General features: G+C 42.7%; 36 protein-coding genes. All 36 read right to left on the reverse strand.

The features are described from left to right. Nucleotides 1-167 precede the first annotated feature (167 nt). On the reverse strand, nt 168-668 hold the full coding sequence (gene queF, locus MXE28_RS05550) for a preQ(1) synthase (protein WP_127008807.1): 501 nt from the start codon (nt 666-668) through the stop codon (nt 168-170). A gap of 117 nt (nt 669-785) precedes the next feature. Beyond that, a complete protein-coding gene (locus MXE28_RS05555) occupies nt 786-1364 on the reverse strand; it encodes a QueT transporter family protein (protein ID WP_021842155.1) in 579 nt (192 codons plus the stop codon). A 163-nt stretch (nt 1365-1527) separates the two neighbouring features. Next, entirely contained in the window at nt 1528-2406 is an 879-nt protein-coding gene (locus MXE28_RS05560) for a 2-oxoacid:ferredoxin oxidoreductase subunit beta (RefSeq protein WP_156705494.1), read from the reverse strand. Between the two features lies 1 nt (nt 2407). Then, entirely contained in the window at nt 2408-4159 is a 1752-nt protein-coding gene (locus MXE28_RS05565; protein WP_156705492.1) for a 2-oxoacid:acceptor oxidoreductase subunit alpha, read from the reverse strand. 665 nt (nt 4160-4824) lie between these two features. Next, entirely contained in the window at nt 4825-5613 is a 789-nt protein-coding gene (gene truA, locus MXE28_RS05570) for a tRNA pseudouridine(38-40) synthase TruA (protein ID WP_021842152.1), read from the reverse strand. A 12-nt stretch (nt 5614-5625) separates the two neighbouring features. Further along, nucleotides 5626-6432 (reverse strand): energy-coupling factor transporter transmembrane component T, encoded by an 807-nt coding sequence (locus tag MXE28_RS05575; protein ID WP_226974529.1) that lies wholly within the window; start codon nt 6430-6432, stop codon nt 5626-5628. Then, nucleotides 6422-7291, reverse strand: coding sequence for an energy-coupling factor transporter ATPase (locus MXE28_RS05580; RefSeq protein WP_021842150.1), 870 nt, complete (start codon nt 7289-7291; stop codon nt 6422-6424). Before MXE28_RS05580 ends, MXE28_RS05575 begins: the two co-directional genes overlap by 11 nt. Beyond that, on the reverse strand, nt 7282-8124 hold the full coding sequence (locus MXE28_RS05585; RefSeq protein WP_226974528.1) for an energy-coupling factor transporter ATPase: 843 nt from the start codon (nt 8122-8124) through the stop codon (nt 7282-7284). Before MXE28_RS05585 ends, MXE28_RS05580 begins: the two co-directional genes overlap by 10 nt. A 295-nt stretch (nt 8125-8419) precedes the next feature. Further along, entirely contained in the window at nt 8420-8755 is a 336-nt protein-coding gene (gene rplQ, locus MXE28_RS05590) for a 50S ribosomal protein L17 (RefSeq protein ID WP_006555680.1), read from the reverse strand. Between the two features lie 12 nt (nt 8756-8767). Beyond that, a complete protein-coding gene (locus MXE28_RS05595; RefSeq protein ID WP_226974527.1) occupies nt 8768-9772 on the reverse strand; it encodes a DNA-directed RNA polymerase subunit alpha in 1005 nt (334 codons plus the stop codon). 82 nt (nt 9773-9854) lie between these two features. Beyond that, complete coding sequence (gene rpsK / locus MXE28_RS05600; protein ID WP_006555678.1) at nt 9855-10244, reverse strand: 30S ribosomal protein S11; 390 nt, start codon at nt 10242-10244, stop codon at nt 9855-9857. Nucleotides 10245-10261: 17 nt separating this feature from the next. Beyond that, a complete protein-coding gene (gene rpsM / locus MXE28_RS05605) occupies nt 10262-10630 on the reverse strand; it encodes a 30S ribosomal protein S13 (protein WP_021842147.1) in 369 nt (122 codons plus the stop codon). 22 nt (nt 10631-10652) lie between these two features. After that, nucleotides 10653-10766 (reverse strand): 50S ribosomal protein L36, encoded by a 114-nt coding sequence (rpmJ, locus tag MXE28_RS05610; RefSeq protein WP_006555676.1) that lies wholly within the window; start codon nt 10764-10766, stop codon nt 10653-10655. A 29-nt stretch (nt 10767-10795) separates the two neighbouring features. Then, nucleotides 10796-11014, reverse strand: coding sequence for a translation initiation factor IF-1 (gene infA / locus MXE28_RS05615; RefSeq protein WP_005377071.1), 219 nt, complete (start codon nt 11012-11014; stop codon nt 10796-10798). 21 nt (nt 11015-11035) lie between these two features. Next, nucleotides 11036-11806 (reverse strand): type I methionyl aminopeptidase, encoded by a 771-nt coding sequence (gene map / locus MXE28_RS05620; protein ID WP_127059297.1) that lies wholly within the window; start codon nt 11804-11806, stop codon nt 11036-11038. Nucleotides 11807-11809: 3 nt separating this feature from the next. After that, a complete protein-coding gene (locus MXE28_RS05625; protein ID WP_021842145.1) occupies nt 11810-12373 on the reverse strand; it encodes an adenylate kinase in 564 nt (187 codons plus the stop codon). 13 nt (nt 12374-12386) lie between these two features. Continuing rightward, nucleotides 12387-13649, reverse strand: coding sequence for a preprotein translocase subunit SecY (gene secY, locus MXE28_RS05630; protein ID WP_021842144.1), 1263 nt, complete (start codon nt 13647-13649; stop codon nt 12387-12389). Between the two features lies 1 nt (nt 13650). Continuing rightward, complete coding sequence (gene rplO / locus MXE28_RS05635; protein ID WP_006555672.1) at nt 13651-14091, reverse strand: 50S ribosomal protein L15; 441 nt, start codon at nt 14089-14091, stop codon at nt 13651-13653. Between the two features lie 22 nt (nt 14092-14113). Then, nucleotides 14114-14293 carry a 50S ribosomal protein L30 gene (gene rpmD / locus MXE28_RS05640; RefSeq protein ID WP_006555671.1) on the reverse strand — a complete coding sequence of 60 codons (180 nt, stop codon included), beginning with the start codon at nt 14291-14293 and terminating at the stop codon, nt 14114-14116. A gap of 18 nt (nt 14294-14311) precedes the next feature. Beyond that, nucleotides 14312-14812 (reverse strand): 30S ribosomal protein S5, encoded by a 501-nt coding sequence (rpsE, locus tag MXE28_RS05645; RefSeq protein WP_021842143.1) that lies wholly within the window; start codon nt 14810-14812, stop codon nt 14312-14314. An 18-nt stretch (nt 14813-14830) separates the two neighbouring features. Further along, on the reverse strand, nt 14831-15193 hold the full coding sequence (rplR, locus tag MXE28_RS05650; protein WP_247239916.1) for a 50S ribosomal protein L18: 363 nt from the start codon (nt 15191-15193) through the stop codon (nt 14831-14833). A 31-nt stretch (nt 15194-15224) separates the two neighbouring features. Then, nucleotides 15225-15770 carry a 50S ribosomal protein L6 gene (rplF, locus tag MXE28_RS05655; RefSeq protein ID WP_021842141.1) on the reverse strand — a complete coding sequence of 182 codons (546 nt, stop codon included), beginning with the start codon at nt 15768-15770 and terminating at the stop codon, nt 15225-15227. A gap of 23 nt (nt 15771-15793) precedes the next feature. After that, on the reverse strand, nt 15794-16192 hold the full coding sequence (gene rpsH / locus MXE28_RS05660; protein WP_006555667.1) for a 30S ribosomal protein S8: 399 nt from the start codon (nt 16190-16192) through the stop codon (nt 15794-15796). 28 nt (nt 16193-16220) lie between these two features. Then, entirely contained in the window at nt 16221-16490 is a 270-nt protein-coding gene (gene rpsN, locus MXE28_RS05665) for a 30S ribosomal protein S14 (protein ID WP_006555666.1), read from the reverse strand. Between the two features lie 17 nt (nt 16491-16507). After that, on the reverse strand, nt 16508-17047 hold the full coding sequence (gene rplE, locus MXE28_RS05670) for a 50S ribosomal protein L5 (protein ID WP_006555665.1): 540 nt from the start codon (nt 17045-17047) through the stop codon (nt 16508-16510). Between the two features lie 25 nt (nt 17048-17072). Next, nucleotides 17073-17423, reverse strand: coding sequence for a 50S ribosomal protein L24 (gene rplX, locus MXE28_RS05675; RefSeq protein WP_348644760.1), 351 nt, complete (start codon nt 17421-17423; stop codon nt 17073-17075). Further along, nucleotides 17417-17785: a 50S ribosomal protein L14 gene (gene rplN, locus MXE28_RS05680; protein ID WP_006555663.1), complete on the reverse strand. Its 369-nt coding sequence runs from the start codon at nt 17783-17785 to the stop codon at nt 17417-17419. Before rplN ends, rplX begins: the two co-directional genes overlap by 7 nt. A gap of 24 nt (nt 17786-17809) precedes the next feature. Continuing rightward, entirely contained in the window at nt 17810-18070 is a 261-nt protein-coding gene (gene rpsQ, locus MXE28_RS05685; protein WP_277600414.1) for a 30S ribosomal protein S17, read from the reverse strand. A gap of 39 nt (nt 18071-18109) precedes the next feature. Beyond that, entirely contained in the window at nt 18110-18310 is a 201-nt protein-coding gene (rpmC, locus tag MXE28_RS05690; RefSeq protein WP_006555661.1) for a 50S ribosomal protein L29, read from the reverse strand. Continuing rightward, nucleotides 18300-18737 carry a 50S ribosomal protein L16 gene (gene rplP, locus MXE28_RS05695; RefSeq protein ID WP_006555660.1) on the reverse strand — a complete coding sequence of 146 codons (438 nt, stop codon included), beginning with the start codon at nt 18735-18737 and terminating at the stop codon, nt 18300-18302. Before rplP ends, rpmC begins: the two co-directional genes overlap by 11 nt. Beyond that, complete coding sequence (gene rpsC / locus MXE28_RS05700; RefSeq protein WP_006555659.1) at nt 18737-19405, reverse strand: 30S ribosomal protein S3; 669 nt, start codon at nt 19403-19405, stop codon at nt 18737-18739. The genes rplP and rpsC overlap by 1 nt, the downstream gene beginning before the upstream one ends. Before the next feature lie 17 nt (nt 19406-19422). Continuing rightward, nucleotides 19423-19758 (reverse strand): 50S ribosomal protein L22, encoded by a 336-nt coding sequence (gene rplV / locus MXE28_RS05705; protein WP_006555658.1) that lies wholly within the window; start codon nt 19756-19758, stop codon nt 19423-19425. Between the two features lie 18 nt (nt 19759-19776). Further along, entirely contained in the window at nt 19777-20058 is a 282-nt protein-coding gene (gene rpsS / locus MXE28_RS05710; RefSeq protein ID WP_021842138.1) for a 30S ribosomal protein S19, read from the reverse strand. 23 nt (nt 20059-20081) lie between these two features. Further along, nucleotides 20082-20912, reverse strand: coding sequence for a 50S ribosomal protein L2 (gene rplB / locus MXE28_RS05715; RefSeq protein ID WP_247239917.1), 831 nt, complete (start codon nt 20910-20912; stop codon nt 20082-20084). 25 nt (nt 20913-20937) lie between these two features. Continuing rightward, nucleotides 20938-21222, reverse strand: a complete 285-nt coding sequence (gene rplW, locus MXE28_RS05720; protein ID WP_006555655.1) for a 50S ribosomal protein L23 — start codon at nt 21220-21222, stop codon at nt 20938-20940. Next, entirely contained in the window at nt 21222-21845 is a 624-nt protein-coding gene (gene rplD / locus MXE28_RS05725) for a 50S ribosomal protein L4 (RefSeq protein WP_021842136.1), read from the reverse strand. The genes rplW and rplD overlap by 1 nt, the downstream gene beginning before the upstream one ends. Nucleotides 21846-21857 lie beyond the last annotated feature (12 nt).

A 21857-nucleotide genomic window follows, 5' to 3' on the forward strand; every position in this document is an offset into this window, starting at 1 on the left:
AAGAGGACACGCAACTAGCGTTTCTCTTTAGCGCCCCAAAATAAATTATAGAACCCTGTTTTAAGTATTCAGTTAATTCTTTTGCTTAATACTCATTTTAATAGAGATTTTATTACGATTCTTCACGTAATAAAATTAGCGTTTTAACGTTGTGCTAAGTATTCCTTTTAGCGATAGGCCACCCGTTCCGGCTGCATATCATGGAAATGAAGACGTTCTTTGGCTACTTTTTCCCATTCAGTGCCCGGTTTGCCGTAGTTTGCATACGGATCGATAGCAAGACCGCCACGTGGCGTAAATTTGCCCCATACTTCGATATATTTTGGCTCCATGAGCTTAATTAAATCCTTCATAATGATGTTTACACAGTCTTCGTGGAAATCACCGTGATTGCGGAAACTGAACAAATACAGTTTAAGCGATTTACTTTCTACCAGACGTTCATCCGGCACATAGGAAATGTAAATGGTCGCAAAATCAGGTTGCCCCGTCATCGGACAAAGACTTGTAAACTCAGGACAATTAAATTTTACAAAATAATCATTGCCCGGATGTTTATTGACGAATGATTCAAGCACTTCCGGTGCATAGTCCATAGGATACTTGGTTTGTTGACTGCCAAGGCCGTGTACGCCCTGCAGTTCTTCACTGGTTCTTCCGCTTGCCATTAACGGCACCTCCTTACACAGTTTTAATAGTAAAACTAATTACATAGTATAGAATTGGTAATTATTTAGAGTGCAATTTCATGTTTGTGTAGTTTGTATGCACCATAATTATTCGTATTATAAACGGCTGGCTTCATTCACATCAAGTATAGCTTCTTCATCGCCGGCAGCCGCTTCAGCTGTTTTAACAGTCTCTTTCTTAGATTGTACCACACCGAGCATGGTACCGGCATAGCGTTCTAAGCCGTTAACAATAAAAAAGCTCACTACTGCAGAAATGCCCTGCCCCACTAATAGTGAAGTTACGAGTAGTAAATACGGTAAATTCAAAATCGGTGCCAACCAAAGTGGCACTACCAAACTGGGAACCAATGTAATAAAGGGAATGACAATCCAATTACCGAGGCCGCGTTTTTTACCATACGCAATACCGCCGGCCGTCATAAGACCTACCAAGCAGCCACCGATGGCATCAATCGGCCCTAAACCGCCCATAAGCAAGTTACTCACCAAATTACCGATACCGAAGGCCAGTACGGAAAACGGGAATAAGGCGGCTAAACCGTATAAAGCCGTAGCAATACGCACTTGATACTGCCCGAAAGCAAATCCTTGCGTCATCATCATAATCACAATATACATGGCTAAACAAAGCCCTGAAATAGTCAGCTTTTTTGTTGTACTTAAAGTATTCATTTTTATAATCTCCTTAGTTTTATTTAAAGACAGGATGGTTACGAACTGTCTAACAGTAAACAGAGTAACAGGCGACACCTTGGTATCGCCTGTTACCGATACAAGCGCTATGGCACCCGGTAAGACGTCACATCACTTGTTAAAATTACTGTTGTCGTACATCTTATTTGAATTCATTGCACAAGCCGCGGAACATGGCAGCATCAGGTTTTACTACGTCATGAACCAAAGCACGTACATGAGAACCACCGTTAGCGGCAGCCATTGCTTTTTCGAAGGATGGTTTCGTCGTATCTTGGTAGATAAGACCGGTCAACAAGCCTTCATGTTCGCCCAATGTTTTAAGGGCAGCGGCACGATCGGTAGGATCATAGCCTTCAATCGTCGTTAAGGACGTTAAGTTTTCTTTGAAGTAATCATAACCGTTACGTTTGTTGTAGGTTACGCAAGGACTAAATACGTTGATGAAAGAGAACCCTTCATGCTGCATGCCTTGTTTAATCAATTCAACGAGTTCCGCACGATTAATCATGTAGCCTTGCGCTACGAAAGTAGCACCGGAGGCAATTGCTGTTTCACAAATTGGCAATGGAGATTCAAACGAACCATGTGGGGACGTTTTAGTTACAAAGCCAATATCGGAACGAGGGGATGTCTGACCTTTGGTCAAGCCGTAAACATGGTTATCCATAACAACGTAAGTAATATTTACATTACGTTTGAATGCATGAATCGTATGGCCCATGCCGATAGCGAAGGCATCACCGTCACCGCCGCAAACAACAACATTTAAATCTTCATTAGCTAATTTTACCCCTTGAGCATAAGGTAACGCACGACCATGAGTCGTATGAGCACCGTATGCATAGAAGTAACCACCAATACGGCTGGAGCAGCCGATACCGGAGATAACGGCTAAATTATCCGGACTAATATCAAGCTGAGCTACCGCATCGGTAATGGCAGCCTGTACCCCATAGTGCCCACAGCCGGGACACCAGTTAGGGCGAATATCATTTCTGTAATCGGTCACTTGTGCCATATTATAAAACCTCCTTAATTGCTTTCTTCACATAGGTTGCTGTGAATGGATTACCATCATATTTTAAGCAACTATGGAGCTTACATTTATTAGGCATATTAATACGGAAAATATCAGCTAATTGAGCCGTTGCGTTTTGTTCGCAAATAACAACTTTTTTTGCTTTTTCATAGAATGGCATTAACTGTTCTTTAGGGAACGGTTTAATCAAGCGAAGTTGTAAGTGGTTAACTTTAACACCTTCAGCTTCAAGTTCAGCTGCTGCTTCTTCAATAGCGCCACGGCTGGAAGCAATACCGATTACCAATACATCACATTCATCATGTTTTGCATTGTTAAGGAATGGTTCATATACTTCGGCAACTGTGCTCAATTTACGCAAGCGTTTGTCAGTCTGGCTAACGTGCATAGTCGGAGCTTCAGCAGGTTTACCTTCTTCATTATGTTCAAGACCGGTGGACAAGAACATACCGTTCTTCATACCAGGAATAGTACGAGGGGAAATACCGTCTTCAGTCAATTCAAAACGTTTGAAGTAATGAGGACGTTCCAATGCAGGTAAGTCTTCTTCTTTCATCAGTTTACCGCGTTCGATAGGTACACGGTTCAAATCAAAGGAAGGAACGGACTGTTTGTTAAGGCCCTGTTGTAAGTCAGGCATAAAGATTACCGGACATTGATACATTTCAGCCAAGTTGAATGCTTTTTGAATTTCGTAGAAGCATTCTTCAATGCTGGTTGGGGAAATAACAATATTGGCATAGTCACCATGAGCATTATGGCAAGCAGCGTTGATATCGGAAGTTTCTACTTTAGTAGCCATACCGGTGGATGGGCCGGAACGTTGTACATCGATAACGAGCATAGGAAGTTCCGCCATAGAAGCCATGGATAAGGATTCAGCCATAAGGCTGAGGCCCGGGCCGGAAGTACAAGTGAAACCGCGAACGCCTGCATATACACCGCCCATAGCAGTCATACAAGCAGCAATTTCATCTTCTGTCTGAACAACGGTAGCGCCGATATGGTCCATTTTCTTAATCATGTATTCCATAACTTCAGACGCCGGCGTAATCGGATAGGATGCCATGAAACGGGAACCTGCCGCAATAGCACCTAAAGCCAAGGCTTCATTACCCAATAAGAACATCTGGTCTTTTGGTTCCGGAACAGGTAATGTATCTACGTCGCCTTCGCCGCGTTTTTCTACGATAAGTTTGTAACCGTCTTCAAAAGCGTTTAAGTTTTTGTCGATTACATCTTCGGCTTTCTTCGCAAAACGAGCGGCAATCGCTGTTCTGAACGGAGCTTTGTCAAATCCTAATAGAGCAACCGACATACCTAAAGCAACAATGTTACGCATTAACAAGGAACCTTGCTTCATGGCGGTTTCGGTAATAGGAACGGCTAAGCAAGTGATTGGCTCACCTTCATATTTGGAGAAGTCCGGGTTAACTTTGCTGTCGCAAATAATATAACCGCCTTCACGAACTTCTTTGCCGTGCATGTCAACAGTTTCCTGATCCAAAGCAACTAAGAAGTCGATGGATTCGCCTACTGTCATGATTTGCTCAAGAGCAATACGCAATGCAAACGTTGTATGCCCACCTTTAATACGGGAAGCAAATAAACGTTGGCTGTACAAAGAGTAACCCTCTTTAGCTAAGATTGTGGCCATAATTTCGCCGCAGCTTTCGATACCTTCGCCCTGCTGGCCACCCATTTTCCAGATAAAATCTTTACGTTTTTGCAAAAGATTCACCCTCCTTAGGATTAACATTACTTGGTATAGTGGATCTGTTAAATCTTTCAACTACTTTACATTTTAACATTTTTATACAAAATCATCAATCATCATCAGCTAAAGATAAATTATGCCTATGCCTTGGATGCAATCCGCTAAATTCGCTATATTATCGTAATATTCTATAGTGTATAAAAAGTGAAGCATTAATCACGCAATACATATTAACTCATCACCACAGAATATTTATTCACACAGTATTACTATTAAACAGCCGCTTTAAAGTACTCAATGGTAAGACTTTTTCATTAGAAATAGCCTTACCATAATGATTTTTCATAAAGTTAAGCATTAAATCGGGCAACAAAGACAAGCAAAATAGTAAAAATTTTACAACTAAACTTTTGCATTTTATTAATTTTTTACTTATGTATATAAGTAAACTGCTAAATTGCATTTTCAAATTAGAAATGACTTGAAATACGCTATAAAGGAATATAGTCAAATTCATAGTCAAATTCTAAGCTCAAATCTTGACTGTATTCAGTAAGCTATGAGCAAATGATATATCCCTACAAAATAGTTCGTCTTTAACGCTTTACAACGATTTAATTGCTGCTCGTTTTAAACATAATTCTAAAAAGTTAAGGTACTATATGCTCAAACTTTTGCCATTATGCTTGCAAGCTGTCAATAACCGCTTGGCGTCGTTCTTCGTCAAAGAAGATTTCCTCCAAACAGAGCCCTTGTGGCGGTGCCGTTTTACCGATAAGCCGCCGATTGCGAGCGGCTAACAGTTCCGGTATCTTAGCCGGCTCGATTCGCCCGAGCCCTACATCCACCAAAAGCCCCGCTATATTTCGCACCATATGATACAAAAAGCCATCCCCGATAACGTGAATATACACGGCCGGGCCGTTAAACTTTAAAGACACGGCAAACATAGTTTTTACCGGATTAGCCGGCGTTGAATTGGCGCCCTGTAAAGTAGTAAAGTCATGCGTTCCTTCCAGCGCTTTAGCCGCTGCCACCATAGCCTCGCGATTTAGCGGCTTTTTTACATGCCAGTGAAAGCGCATGCCAAGGGGATCTTCAATGACATCATTGTGAATAGTGTAGATATATTCCTTCCCTACTATTTTCCAACGGGGACGCCAATCTAACGGAATTTCTTCCGCCCGGCGAATTACAATAAAAGGCGGTAAATGTGCAATTAAAGCACGTGTCAGGTTTTCCACGGGAACACGCCCGGTTGTAAAAAAGGTCACTACCTGAAACTTAGCATGCACGCCTGCATCAGTGCGCGAAGCGCCATAAATAGAGATGGGCTCATTACACACTTTAGTGAGCGCCGCTTCCAAGCAGTCCTGCACCGTAATGCCGTTAACTTGGCTTTGATAGCCGTTTAATTCCGTGCCGTCATAAGCAACGATTAAACGAATATTGCGTTGTTCTGTCGCCAATGACAACCCTCCTTAGCCAATCGGCACAAAGCGTAAAACTAATAGTACTACAGTAATCACCAGTACGCCGGCAATGCCGATGTAATCATAACTTGTAATGGTTAATTCTTTCATGCGCGTACGGTTTTCACCACCGCGATAACAACGTGCTTCCATAGCTACCGCCAATTCATCGGCACGACGGAAGGCGCTGATAAAAAGCGGTACCAATAAAGGCACCATATTTTTAGCACGTTTTACCAAACTACCGGTCGTAAAGTCGGCACCACGCGAAGCTTGAGCCTTCATAATACGATCCGTTTCTTCCAACAAAGTGGGAATAAAACGTAGGGCAATGGTCATCATCATAGCGAGTTCATGAGCCGGTACACCGAAAAGGCGGAACGGATTCAAGAGATGCTCAATCCCGTCAGTCAAACGAATTGGTGATGTTGTATACGTAAGTAATGACGAGAAAATAATCAAAAATACCAAGCGGGCCGCCATATAGCTACCCATGCGCAAGCCTTCTTCACTGATGTGTAAGAAGCCGTACTGCCAAATCATCGTGCCCGGTGTTGTGAAAACATGAACACCCATGGTAAATACGATGATAATCCACAGCGGTTTAACGGAGTTCCAAACGAGGCGCATCGGTAAGCGCGATAACGCCACCGTAAATAGCGTAAACAACCCTACCAGCGTATATGCCAAAGTCGTTTCCGCCAAGAAAATAGCTATAATAAAAATCATAGTCGCCACAATCTTAGCGCGCGGATCCATGCGATGCAAAAAAGAGTCGCCCGGAAAATATTGTCCGATAGTAATATTACTTAGCATGATTTACCTCCTTTAAAGCAACTTCAATCGCCTTAACAGCATCATCTACGGAGATAACCTGCTGCGAAACCGGTAAGCCGCGGTCACGCAAATATTCCACCAACTTGGAAACAGGAGGTACATCCACACCGGCAGATTGCAATTCCTGTCGTTTGTTCATAAAAATGTCGATAGGTTTACCATCAAGCTGAATCTTACCGTTATCGATGACGATAAGGCGATTCGCCATGCGCGAAATATCTTCCATATTGTGAGATACGAGAACTACGGTAATGCCTTTTTTAGCATGTAAGTCGATGATTTTTTGGAAAATCTCTTCACGACCAAATGGGTCGAGGCCGGCCGACGGTTCGTCCAAAATAAGATAACTTGGATTCAGTGCTACCACGCCGGCAATAGCGACACGGCGCATTTGTCCACCGGAAAGTTGGAACGGCGAACGATTAGCGTAGGTTTCGTAGTCAAGTCCTACAAAGTCCATCGCTTCCCGTACGCGGGCGTCTACTTCATCGGCGCTGAGTCCTAAGTTCTTCGGACCAAAAGCAATATCTTGCGCAATCGTTTCTTCAAATAATTGATGCTCCGGATATTGGAACACCATGCCTACTTTATGACGCATTAATTTGGCTTCTTCTGTCTTAAGCGCCGCATCGACACCATCGATAGTAACCTGGCCCGTCGTCGGATGCAACAGCCCGTTCAGATGCTGTACCAAAGTGGATTTGCCGGAACCGGTATGACCGATGATGCCCACAAAATCGCCTTCATTGATTGTTAAATTAATTCCTTTCAGCGCTTCTTTGCGAAACGGCGTATGTTCCCCATACACATAAGAAACGTTGTTTAAAATTATTGGCATAATTGGTCCCCCAATTCTTCTTCAGTAATAATTTCATTCGACAGACTTACCCCATCGAGTCGCAATTTAGCGGCTACTTCTGCTGCCACCGGCACATCCAGGCCTAACTCTTTAAGCATCGGTACCTGTGAAAAGATTTCACGTGGTGTACCGTCATGCAAGAGTTTACCGTTTTTCATTACCACCACACGGTCCGAAGTCACCGCTTCTTCCATGAAGTGCGTAATGTAAACAATCGTAATGCCTTCTTCTTTATTTAAACGATGGACTGTCTCCAATACTTCTTTACGTCCTACCGGATCAAGCATAGCCGTTGGTTCGTCCAGTACGATGCAATCCGGTTTCATAGCCAATACACCGGCAATGGCGATGCGCTGTTTTTGTCCGCCCGATAAAAGTCCCGGGGAATGAAGGGCATAATCCGTCATATTAACACTGGCCAAGGCTTCATCCACCCGGCGGCGAATCTCAGAAGGCTCTACACCTAAATTTTCCGGTCCGAAAGCCACATCTTCTTCAACTACGGCGGCTACAATCTGATTGTCCGGATTTTGGAAAACCATGCCCACATGCTGACGAATATCCCACAAATTTTTAGGATCCTTCGTGTCCATGCCAAGTACGGTAACAGCCCCTTTGCTAGGCGTCAACAAAACGTTAAAATGCTTAGCTAAGGTACTTTTACCACTGCCGTTCGTGCCGATGATACTTACAAATTCCCCTTTACGAATGGCGAGGCTCACATCATCAAGGGCATATACTACATTGCCGGACTCATCTTGATAGGTATGACTCATGTGTTCGGTTTGTATCATTATATCCTGTGTGCTCATAATATCCTCAAATCTTAGTAAATTTATATGATTAAACTCTAATATCACTATATTGATAATATAAAAATAGCAACGATTCGTCAACCTATTAAATTGTTTAGGTTGTCAATATCGTTTCTATTTGTATATTACCAATTTTGAAGGTATTCCCTCAAAATTAGAAATATTTAGCCTCACGCCACATCAGCCATAACTAATCCTATCGTAAAAAACAGATATCTCATTATAGCACAGTATTAACGAGCATAAAAAAGCGGTGTTGCTAACATCCGTTGCAACACCGACTTCTTAATTATTAAACAAGCTCGATAAGTGCTAATGGAGCCGCATCGCCTTTACGAAGGCCAAGCTTAATTACACGAGTGTAACCGCCCTGACGATCAGCATATTTTGGAGCAATTTCGTCAAATAATTTTTTTACTACATCTTCGTCCATGAGGTATGCAAGCACCTGACGACGAGCATGAAGATCACCACGTTTTGCAAGGGTAATCATCTGGTCAGCTAAGCCACGTAATTCTTTAGCTTTAGCTTCAGTCGTTTCAATGCGATCATACTGGAAGAAAGATGTTAACATACCGCGGAATAAAGCTTTGCGAGCAGAGCTGTCACGGCCTAATTTTCTATACATTAGTCATCCTCCTTATTCGCCTTTTTTCTTCAAGTAAAATGGTCCCAAAGGATGTTTCTGAAGTTTTTCTTCAATTTCATCAATGGATTTTTTACCTAAATTACGTACCTTACCTAAATCATCCATACTCTTATCCAAGAGGTCCGCAATTGTATTGATGCTTGCGCGTTTCAAACAATTGTATGCACGAACGGATAATTCCAAATCGTCGATAAGGATTTTAGATGGACCGTCATCATCCGGTACATCTACGCCGCCCACTTCGCCTTTACCGTCCAAGTCACTATTTTCACTTGGAACGTCAAATTCTTCAACCGAATGAGCAAGCTTGGTGAAGTTTTTCAAATAGCCAATCATAATATTAGCCGAACGTGCTACTGCTTCCGCAGCGGTAATGGAACCATTGGTAACAACTTCGAGAGTTAATTTATCAAAGTCCATTTCATTACCTACACGCACATCACTTACTTCATATTTCGCACGAAGAATTGGAGAGAAGATGGAATCGATTGGAATACGACCGATTACATCATCATCTTTTTTATTCTTCGTAGATGGCACATATCCTTTACCACGTTCAATGCGAACATCCATTACGAGATGAGCCACTTCATCCATCGTAGCGATTACGAGGTCAGGATTTAAAATTTCTAATTCCGGTGGACAGAATCGTTCCAATTCACCGGCTGTTAGAACGCCCTCTTTCTGAATATCTACGTGGAGATCTACTGGCACTTGTGCTTCGCCGTCAAGACGGAAACACAATTGCTTGAGGTTTAGGATTATATCCGTTACGTCCTCACGAATACCAGGAATTGTAGAAAATTCATGAAGCACACCATCAATTTTAATAGAAGTGATAGCTGCTCCATCTAAAGACGAAAGCAGAATTCGACGTAAGCTGTTACCGAGCGTAATCCCGTAGCCGCGATCTAATGGTTCACAGACGAATTTACCATAACGACCGTTGTCGCGTACTTCAACTTTCTCGATTTTTAATTTCTTTTCTTCGCTCATCAGGACAATCCTCCTATAAAACACGTCGTCTATCTATAGTATATCATAGCAATCGCAAAATGCGATTACTTAAAACTATAAATTATACACGACGACGTTTTGGAGGACGGCAACCATTGTGAGGAATCGGAGTAACGTCTTTAATGCTGTTTACTTCGAGACCAGCAGCCTGCAATGCACGGATTGCAGCTTCACGGCCGGAGCCTGGACCTTTAACGAATACTTCAACCTGACGTAAGCCATGTTCCATAGCTGCTTTAGCTGCTTGTTCAGCTGCCATCTGAGCTGCGAATGGAGTGCTTTTACGGGAACCACGGAATCCAAGACCGCCTGCAGAAGCCCAGGAAAGTGCATTACCGTTTGTGTCAGTAATAGTTACGATAGTGTTGTTGAATGTGGAACGGATATGAGCCGCACCGGATTCAACGTGTTTCTTTTCTTTTCTTTTAGTTCTTACTACCTTTTTAGCCACGCTTTATCCCTCCTTTATTATTTCTTCTTCCCAGCAATTGCTTTTCTAGGACCTTTACGAGTACGAGCATTTGTCTTAGTGCGTTGACCGCGCAAAGGCAAGCCTGCACGATGACGTTTGCCGCGATAGGAGTTGATTTCGATTAAGCGTTTAATGTTGAGTGCTTCTTCACGACGAAGGTCACCTTCAACTTTATAATCTTCATCAAGAATCGCACGAATTTTCGCAACTTCATCTTCAGTAAGGTCACGAACGCGAGTATCAGGATTAATACCAGTTTTTTCCAAAATTTCTTTGGACAAAGTAAGTCCGATACCATAAATATAAGTTAAACCAATTTCCACACGTTTGTCACGTGGTAAATCTACACCGGCTATACGTGCCATCTATTCATCCACCTCCTATCAATTATCCTTGTTTTTGTTTATGTTTCGGGTTTTCGCAAATTACCATTACACGGCCTTTACGTTTAATGATTTTGCATTTTTCGCATATCTTTTTAACTGATGGTCTAACCTTCATAAGTACCTCCTTTGTGTCGCTGCCGCTTACTATTTAAAACGGTAGGTAATACGACCACGATTTAAGTCATATGGTGTCAGTTCCATAGTAACTTTATCACCGGGAAGGATACGAATAAAATTCATACGCATTTTGCCTGACACATGAGCAAGTACCACATGACCATTTTCAAGTTCTACCTGAAACATGGCATTAGGTAATGCCTCTACGACCGTACCTTCCACTTCAATAACGTCTTCTTTTGACATATCATTTCCTCCGGCTACTGGTTATTTTATCAACCTGGGTTCATCACGCATGGTCAAAATTTCAGGGCCGTTTTCAGTAACAACCACTGTATGTTCAAAGTGCGCTGCCGGTTTGCCGTCACGAGTAACGGCTGTCCAGTCATCGTCCAGAACCTGCACTTCGTAAGTCCCCATAGTAATCATTGGCTCTATACAAAGCACCATACCCGGCTTTAATAAGGGGCCATGCCCAGCCGGACCGTAATTTGGAATCTGCGGATCTTCGTGCATTTCACGACCGAGGCCATGCCCTACGAAGTCTCGCACAACACCAAATCCAAATTTTTCACAATACGTCTGAACAGCGTGGGAAATGTCCCCCACTCTGTTCCCGACAACTGCTTGTTCAATACCTTTGAACAAGCTTTCTTCTGTCACCTTGAGAAGTTTCATAACTTGAGGTTTGACCTTCCCAATAGGAATGGTTACGCAGGAATCACCATGATACCCATTAACTGAAGACACGAGGTCGATACTAATAATATCGCCGTGCTTCAGCTTGCGATGAGCATTGGGAATACCATGAACCACTTCATCGTTGATAGAAGCGCAAATTGTTGCAGGATACCCATAGTAACCTTTGCAGCTTGGTTCACCACCGTGGCTGCGAATATATTCTTCGGCAAATTGATCCAACTCAAGTGTTGTTACACCCGGTTTAGCTAATGCGATAAGCTCTGTTAACGTATCAGCAGTGAGTTTACATGCCTGACGGATATACTCAATTTCATGTTGCGATTTCAAAATAATCATTGATTATTTCTCCAACGCTTTAATGATATCTGTAAATACTGCATCCACATCCTGTAATCCGTTGATTTCTACATATAAACCACTGTTACGATAGTAATCAATTAAAGGCTTAGTAGATTCGTCGTATACAGCAAGACGTTTCTGTACTGTTTCCGGTTTATCATCGTCACGATTTTCAAGACGTGCTCGTTCACTGATGCGACGTACTAACTCATCGTTAGGAACGTTGAGATTAACTACAGCATCAAGAACAATTCCCATTTCTTTTAATATAGCATCTAATGATACTGCTTGGGCGGTCGTACGTGGGAAACCGTCAAGGATGAAGCCGTTTTTGCAATCATCTTTAGCAAGACGTTCACGTACGATACCAACCGTAACACTATCCGGTACGAGTTGGCCCGCATCCATGTATTTCTTAGCCTCAAGACCAAGAGGGGTACATTCCTTTACCGCTGCACGGAACATATCACCGGTTGAAATCTGAGGAATACCATATTTATCGATTAAACGAGTAGCCTGAGTACCTTTACCGGCACCGGGAGGTCCCATTAACAAAATATACATAGCTATTTTCCTCCTATTTAACAAAGCCCTTATAGTGACGGGTTAAAACTAAAGACTCAACTTGTTGCATTGTATCTAAAGCAACGCCGACAACGATAAGTAACGCTGTACCACCAAAATACACACCTTCGATGCCTGTAATACCACCGATAAAGTTAGGTAAAATAGCAACGAGAGCCAAGAATAAGGCGCCCGCGAAGGTAATGCGAGTCATTACGCGATCTACATAATCAGCAGTAGGTTTACCCGGACGAATGCCAGGGATAAATCCACCGTATTTTTTCATATTATCTGCCATATCCGTAATGTTAATTGAGATAGCTGTATAGAAGTACGTAAAAATAAAAATCAATACAGCATATAATACTGTCTGCAATGGGGTTCCCCATGTGAAATAATTAGCCAGTGTTCTCACCCAGTCAACCTGCACAAACTGAGCTAACGTCACAGGGAACATCAAAACGGATGACGCAAAGATAATTGGAATAACACCTGCCTGGTTGACCTTAAGAGGAAGGAAGGTTGAGTGTCCACCGTACATTTTACGACCAACAACGCGTTTGGCGTATTGAATCGGAATACGACGTTGACCTTGTGTTACCGCAATTACAAATACGATCATTGCAACAGCGATAATCGCAAATAATATTGCTTGGAAAATATTAATTGTTCCTACTTGTAAATATTCGTAGATAGTGCTGAATCCGGATGGGAAACGCGCTACGATACCGGCAAAGATGATAAGGGAAATACCGTTACCAATGCCGTATGCTGTAATCTGTTCACCAATCCACATGAGGAGACAAGTCCCTGCTGTAAGGATGATGGCAGTTACAATAACTGATAAGAAACTGTTGTCAATAAGTGCACTATTAGCACGTAACGCATAGGACATACCGAAAGCTTGGACAAATCCAAGAATTACGGTGCCATAGCGTGTTACTTTGGCAATTTTCTTACGTCCGTCTTCGCCGTCTTTACTCCACTGTTCAAAGGTCGGTACTACCGCTGTTAAGAGCTGCATAATAATCGACGCATTAATGTATGGGGTAATACTCATGGCAAAGATGGAGAACTTACTTAACGCACCACCGGCGAATAAGTCTAAGAGACCAAATAAGCCGCCGGATGTAAATAAGCTTTCAATAACAGAGGCATCTACGCCAGGGACCGGGATATGAACGCCTGCCCTAAACACGATAAACATAAGTAATGTATACGCTACTTTATTGCGTAGCTCTGTTATTTTAAAGATGTTCGAGAGGCCTTCTAGCACCCTAGATCACCTCTACTTTTCCGCCTGCTGCTACAATCTTTTCTTCGGCAGTTTTAGTAAAACCATTAGCAATAACTGTTAATTTCTTTTCTAACGTGCCATTACCAAGGATGCGAATACCATCACGTACGTTTTTCAAAATGCCCATTTCGATAAGAGCTACCGGATCAACCGTAGCACCATCTTCGAAGCGGTTAAGTTGGGAAATATTAACTTCCGCATATTCTTTAGCGAACACATTTTTGAAACCACGTTTTGGTAAACGGCGATAAAGAGGCATCTGGCCACCTTCGAAGCCGGAACGTACGCCACCACCACTACGGGAGTTTTGACCTTTCTGACCACGGCCAGCGGTTTTACCAAGACCGGAACCAAGACCACGACCACGACGAGTGCGTGTCTTTTTAGAACCTGCTGCTGGAGCTAATTCATGAAGTTTCATTCAGTGCACCTCCTTATCTATATTATACTTCTTCTACAGTAACTAAATGTCTAACTTTGTGAAGCATACCCTGAATTTGAGGTGTAACTTCTTTAACTACCTGAGAGTTAGTTTTCTTTAAGCCAAGAGCTTTTACAGTTGCGCGCTGATCTTCAGGGCGACCGATTAAGCTTCTGGTCAATGTAATTTTTACCTGTGCCATTACAGTCAATCCCCCTTATTAGCCGTAAATCTCAGCTACAGTTTTGCCGCGAAGTGCTGCCACTTCTTCAACACGTTTTAACTGTGCCAAGCCTTCAATTGTTGCGCGAACCATGTTGTTAGGATTGGAAGAACCAAGGGATTTCGTAAGGATGTTACGAACACCTACTAATTCCAATACGGCACGCACAGGGCCACCTGCGATAACCCCGGTACCTTCTGCAGCCGGTTTCAAGAAAACGCTGCCTGCACCGAAACGACCGGTTACAGTGTGAGGAATTGTACCGTTTTTAATAACAACGTGAATAAGATTTTTCTTAGCATCATCAATGCCTTTACGAATTGCTTCAGGCACTTCTGCCGCTTTACCTAAGCCAACGCCTACGTAACCGTTGCCATCACCGACAACTACTAAAGCGCTGAAGGAAAAACGACGACCGCCTTTTACTACTTTGGCTACGCGGTTGATGAATACTACTCTTTCTTTAAGATCAAGACTGGTGTAGTCAATTCTCGCCATGTCTAAAGTTCCTCCTTCTTAGAATTTCAAGCCAGCTTCACGAGCGCCTTCTGCAAGGGCCGCTACACGACCATGATAGATGTAACCACCGCGATCGAATACTACTGTTTCGATGCCTTTTGCGATAGCACGTTTAGCAACTAATTCACCAACAGCTTTAGCTGCAGCAATGTTGCCACCATAGTTCAAGTTTAATTCTTTATCTAATGAGCTTGCTGCTACCAAAGTAGTACCAGCTACGTCATCAATAACCTGTGCATAAATGTTGCTAAGGCTACGGAATACGTTCAAACGTGGGCATTGCGCCGTACCGGAAATGTGACGACGAATACGAAGATGACGTTTTGCTCGAGCAATATTTCTTGTGGATTTACGAGCCAAGATGTTCACTCCTTTCTAAATTCTACTGATATTATTTGCCTTTAGCGCCAGCTTTACCAGCTTTACGACGAACAACTTCGCCTTCATAACGGATACCTTTACCTTTGTAAGGTTCTGGTTCTCTCCATTTACGAATATTAGCAGCTACAGCACCAACCACTTCTTTGTCAGCACCACTAACAATGATTTTGTTAGGAGCCGGCACATCAATGGTAATACCAGCAGGAGCTTCCATCTCTACTGGATGAGAGAAACCAAGGGTAAGCACTAATTTGTTACCTTGTTTGGCCGCTCTGTAACCAACACCGTTGATTTCCAATGTTTTAGCAAAGCCATCATGAACGCCTGTTACCAAGTTAGCAACAAGAGCTCGAGTGAGGCCATGTAAAGAACGGTGTGCTTTATCTTCGCTCGGACGAGCTACTGTGATTGTGTTACCTTCCACAGTAATAATCATATCCGGATGCAATTCACGAGATAATTCACCTTTAGGGCCTTTAACAGTCATTACGTGGTTTTCGTAGTTAACTGTAACGCCTTCAGGGATCTCGATAGGCATTCTACCGATACGTGACATTATTTCTACCTCCTATTGCCTGATTACCATACGTATGCGAGTACTTCGCCACCAAGACCTTCTTTACGAGCTTGTTTGTCGCTCATAACGCCTTTAGATGTGGAGATAACTGCAATACCTAAACCACCAAGTACGCGAGGGAGTTCTTCCTTCTTCGCATAAACACGTAATCCCGGTTTGGAAATACGTTTAATTCCAGTAATTACTTTTTCGTTATTGGAACCATATTTTAACGTTACTTTTAAAACTGTGTGTTTGCCGTTTTCAACGGTTTCAACGCTCTTTACAAACCCTTCTTCTTTAAGGATTTCAAGAACGGCAGCCTTCATGCGAGATACAGGAATCTCTACGGATTCATGAAGAGCAGCATTTGCATTACGGATGCGCGTAAGCATATCCGCAATCGGATCGGTCATTACCATATTCTAAAAACCTCCTCCCGTAATCCAATTACCAACTGGCTTTTTTAACGCCAGGAATCTGTCCTTTGTATGCAAGTTCACGGAACGCAATACGGCTAATACCGAATTTACGCATGTAGCCATGAGGGCGACCGGTCAAGTTGCAACGATTATGTAAACGAGTTGGAGAAGCATTTGCAGGCAATTGTGCCAATGCTTCATAGTCGCCGGCTGCTTTTAAAGCTTCGCGCTTAGCAGCATATTTAGCAACGATTTTCGCACGTTTCTTTTCGCGTTCAATCATAGATTTTTTAGCCATCTATAAGTTCCTCCTAATTATTTTTCAAAAGGCATGCCACAAAGAGTCAACAACTCACGCGCTTCTTCATCAGTTTTAGCGCTTGTAACTACGATGATATCCATACCTGTTACACGTTCTACCTGATCATATTCAATTTCAGGGAAGATGAGCTGTTCTTTAAGACCCAATGCATAGTTACCGCGGCCATCAAAAGCCGTTGCACTCACGCCTCGGAAGTCACGTACACGTGGCAAAGCTACGTTGATCAACTTGTCTAAGAACTCATACATGCGTTCGCCGCGAAGAGTTACCTTAGTACCTAAGGCCATACCTTCACGAACTTTAAAGTTAGCGATGGATTTCTTAGCTTTGGTGATTACCGGTTTCTGACCGGCGATAATAGTGAGGTCGTTAACGGCAGCTTCCAATGCTTTAGCATTACCAACTGCATCGCCAACACCAATATTGATAACGACTTTTTCCAATTTAGGAATTTCCATTACGTTTTTGTACTGGAATTTTTCCTGTAAAGCCTGACGAATTTCACTAGTATATTTTTCGTTTAAACGAGACATTAGTTAAAAGCCCTCCTTTCCCTTATTATTTATCGAGTACGGCACCGCTTTTCACAGTCGCACGTACGAATTTACCATTTTGTTCTACTTTTTTGATACGAGTAGGCTGTTTAGTTTCAGGATCGATTACCATTACGTTGGAAACATGGATAGGAGCTTCCTTAGTGATGATGCCGCCCTGAGGGTTAGCCTGGCTTGGTTTCGTGTGGCGTTTTACTAAGTTAACACCTTTCACGAAAACGCGCGATTTCTTAGGTTCAGTTGCGATAACTTCACCTTGTTTGCCTTTATCTCGACCGGAGATAACAACAACAGTATCGCCTTTTTTTACTAGAAGTTTAGTTTGGGACATCGTCGCGTTCCTCCTTCTTATAATACTTCCGGAGCAAGGGAGATGATTTTCATGAAGTCTTTTTCACGAAGCTCACGAGCTACCGGTCCAAAAATACGAGTGCCACGTGGGCTCTTGTCATCTTTAATTACTACTGCTGCATTTTCGTCGAAACGAATATAAGAACCGTCCTGACGACGGATACCTTTTTTAGAACGAACAATAACGGCTTTAACTACGTCGCCTTTCTTGACAACGCCACCGGGTGATGCATCTTTTACAGAAGCAACGATTACGTCACCGATATTGCCGAATTTGCGATAAGAACCGCCCAAAACTTGAATACACATAATACGTTTTGCGCCAGTGTTATCGGCAACATTCAAAATTGTTTGTTGCTGGATCATCGTATTTCCTCCTTACATCACGTATTATTTTACTTTTTCAATAATTTCAACCAATCTCCAATGTTTATCTTTGGAAAGTGGACGAGTTTCTACAATTTTAACTGTATCGCCAATTTGGCACTCATTGTTTTCATCATGAGCTTTAAAGCGTTTGCTTGTTACCATTGGCTTGTTATATAAAGCGTGAGGCACTTTACGTTCAACGGACACAACGATGGTTTTGTCCATTTTGTTACTTACAACTTTGCCTACACGTACTTTTCGTACATTTCTTTCTTCTGCCACGACCATTAGCCTCCTTTTCAATCCAAAACAAATTTGTTATTATGCGTTTCCTTTAAGAGCAGCTTCACGCTGAATTGTTTTAATACGCGCAATAGTTTTCTTAACTTCACGAATACGCATTGGATTTTCTAATTGACCAGTTGCGAGCTGAAAACGGAGGTTAAACAACTCTTCTTTAAGGCCGGAAACTTTTTGTTCCATTTCGGCAGCGCTCATGTTACGGATGTCATTAACCTTCATTTACGTCACCACCCAATTCTTTACCCTTAACAACGAACTTAGTTTTGATTGGAAGTTTATGACCTGCCAATCGCATAGCTTCACGAGCTACTTCTTCAGATACGCCGTCCATTTCGAACATTACGCGACCTGGTTTTACTACAGCAACCCAGTATTCAGGCGAACCTTTACCGGAACCCATACGAGTACCAGCTGGTTTAGCAGTGATTGGTTTGTCTGGGAAAATTTTGATCCAAACTTTACCACCACGTTTAATATAACGAGTCATAGCAATACGAGCAGCTTCGATCTGACGGTTTGTGATCCAAGATGGCTCTAATGCTACTAAACCGAATTCACCGTGAGCAACTGTGTTACCACGCATTGCGCGACCTTTCATACGACCGCGGAATTGTTTACGATGCTTTACGCGCTTTGGAATAAGCATTAGTTGTCACCTTCTTCCTTCTTAGCAGGTGCTTGTTTTGCCTCCGGCAATACTTCACCTTTGTAGATCCATACTTTGATGCCGATACAACCGTAAGTTGTATGAGCTTCAGCAGTACCGTAGTCGATATTGGCACGAAGTGTGTGCAATGGGATACTGCCTTCACGGTAGGATTCGCTACGAGCGATTTCAGCGCCGCCTAAACGACCGCTAACCATGATTTTAATACCTTTTGCACCAAGACGCATTGTGCGACCTACGGCTTGTTTCATTGCACGGCGGAAACCGATACGGCGTTCCAACTGGCTGGCAATGTTTTCAGCAACTAATACGGAGTCCATATCAGCTTGCTTAATTTCAGCGATGTTTACATCGATTTGTTTATCAGTGAAGCGTTTTAACGCTTTGCGGATATCTTCGATACCTGCACCACCACGACCGATAACCATACCTGGTTTAGCAGTGTGGATAGTCAATTTAATACGTTTATTAATACGCTCAATTTCAATGCGGGAAATACCGGCAATGAAAAGGGTTTTCTTCAAGAAGTTACGAATTAAAACGTCTTCGTGAAGATTTGCAGCGTAATCTTTATCAGCATACCATTTTGCGTCCCAATCTTTTACGATACCAACACGCAAACCATGGGGATTAACTTTCTGACCCACTATATTCCCTCCTTCTATTAAGCTCTTTCAGAAACTACTACTGTTACGTGGCTGGAGCGTTTCAAAATTTTGAAAGCCTGTCCACGGGAACGAGGATGAATGCGTTTCATTGTTGGACCCTGATCAACGAAGATTTCGGATACATAAAGATTGTCAACATTCATATCAAAATTGTGTTCTGCATTTGCGATTGCGGAACGCATTACTTTTTCTACTACATCGGCGCCAACTTTCGGAGTGAACTTCAAGATGGCAAATGCTTCGCCGATATTCTTGCCGCGAACGAGGTCAGCAACAATACGGATTTTACGAGGCGCGATGCGCACGTGTCTAGCGATTGCTTTTGCTTCCATTATCTAATTCCTCCTATATTATTTCTTACCGGTTGTTTTTTCACTCTTAACGTGACCTTTGAAAGTACGAGTCGGAGCGAATTCGCCTAATTTATGACCTACCATATCCTCTGTAACGAATACAGGTACGTGTTTGCGACCATCATGCACAGCAATTGTATGGCCTACAAAGTTAGGGATAATAGTAGAGGCACGAGACCAGGTTTTTACAACTTTCTTATCATTAGTTTCATTTAAGGCATCAATTTTCTTTGCAAGCGAAGCTGCAACGAAAGGGCCTTTTTTTATAGATCTGGACACTGTCTTATCTCCTTCCTGCTATCCTATTTTGTACGACGTTTAACAATCAAGCTGCTAGAAGCTTTTTTCTTGTCGCGAGTTTTAACACCATGTGCCGGTTTACCCCAAGGTGTAACAGGATGTTTACGACCTACAGGAGATTTACCTTCACCACCACCATGTGGATGGTCACAAGGGTTCATTATAACACCACGGTTGCCAGGACGAACGCCCATCCAACGATGGCGACCGGCTTTACCGATTGTAATGTTTTCATGATCAATGTTACCTACAACACCTACGGTTGCACGGCAGTTGATATGAACACGACGAAGTTCACCGGATGGTAAACGAAGTAATGCATAGGAACCTTCTTTAGCCATAAGCTGAGCAGAAGTACCTGCGGAACGAACGATCTGGCCACCTTTACCGATTTTCATTTCGATGTTGTGTACTTGAGTACCCAAAGGAATGTTGAGTAATGGTAAGCAGTTACCAGGTTTGATATCGGATTCAGGACCGCTATATACAGTGTCGCCTACTTTCAAGCCATGTGGAGCAAGAATGTAGCGTTTTTCACCATCGGCATAGTTAAGCAACGCGATACGAGCGCTACGGTTAGGATCGTATTCGATAGATGCTACTTTAGCCGGGATATTATCTTTAACACGTTTGAAGTCAATAATACGGTACTGACGCTTGTGACCGCCACCTTGGTGACGTACAGTCATTTTACCGGTGTTATTACGACCGCCTGTCTGAGAAACCTTAGCGAGCAAAGACTTTTCAGGTTTGCTTGCAGTGATTTCAGTGAAGGCAGATACTGTCATAAACCGACGACCAGCGGAGTACGGTTTGAATGATTTAATTGCCATTATGGGGCCTCCTTACTAGACTATCTTAAACACCTTCAAAGAATTCAATGGATTCGCCAGCCTTCAAAGTTACGATAGCTTTTTTGTAATCGCTACGTTTACCCTGTGTACGGCCCATGCGTTTTACTTTACCAAGAACTCGAATGGTAGCTACTTTTTCTACCTGTACGTTGAAGATTTTTTCTACAGCTTGACGAATCTGCACTTTGTTTGCAGTCAAAGGCACACGGAAAGTGTATTTGCCTTCTTCCATAAGCAGAGTTGTTTTTTCTGTAATAATCGGACGAATAAGAACATCGCGTAATTCCATTATGCGAGCACCTCCTCAATCTTTGCTACGGCACCTTCAGTGATGAAGAGCTTATCGTAGTGGAGAAGATCAAAAATGTTCACGCCTTCACAAGCCAAAGCTTTAACGCCTTGAATGTTACGAGCGGAACGTTCTACATTAATATCACCTTCGGTGATAAATAATACTTTAGCGTCACCTACGTTGAAGTTGTTAAGGATGTTTAATACTTCTTTCGTTTTTGGAGCTGCTAAGGTTAATTCGTCCAATACGATTAATTCGTTGTTGTTTACTTTATCGCTAAGAGCAGATTTAACTGCAAGACGTCTAGCTTTACGAGGCATTGCCTTGTAATAGCTACGAGGTTGTGGACCAAATACGGTACCACCACCAACCCACAATGGGCTACGAGTGGAGCCTACACGAGCACGGCCAGTACCTTTTTGTTTCCAAGGTTTACGACCACCGCCACGAACAAGACCTCTCGTTTTAGTTGCGTGAGTGCCAAGACGTTCGTTAGATAACTGACGAACTACGGCTTGATGCATAACAGCTTCGTTAACTTCAACTGCAAATACTGCATCATTTAACTGTATTTCACCGACTTTAGCGCCGGACATATTGTATTTTGTTACTGTTGGCATTAGAGATCCTCC

The organism is Veillonella sp. KGMB01456, assembly GCF_023051165.1.
Classification (GTDB): Bacteria; Bacillota; Negativicutes; order Veillonellales; family Veillonellaceae; genus Veillonella_A.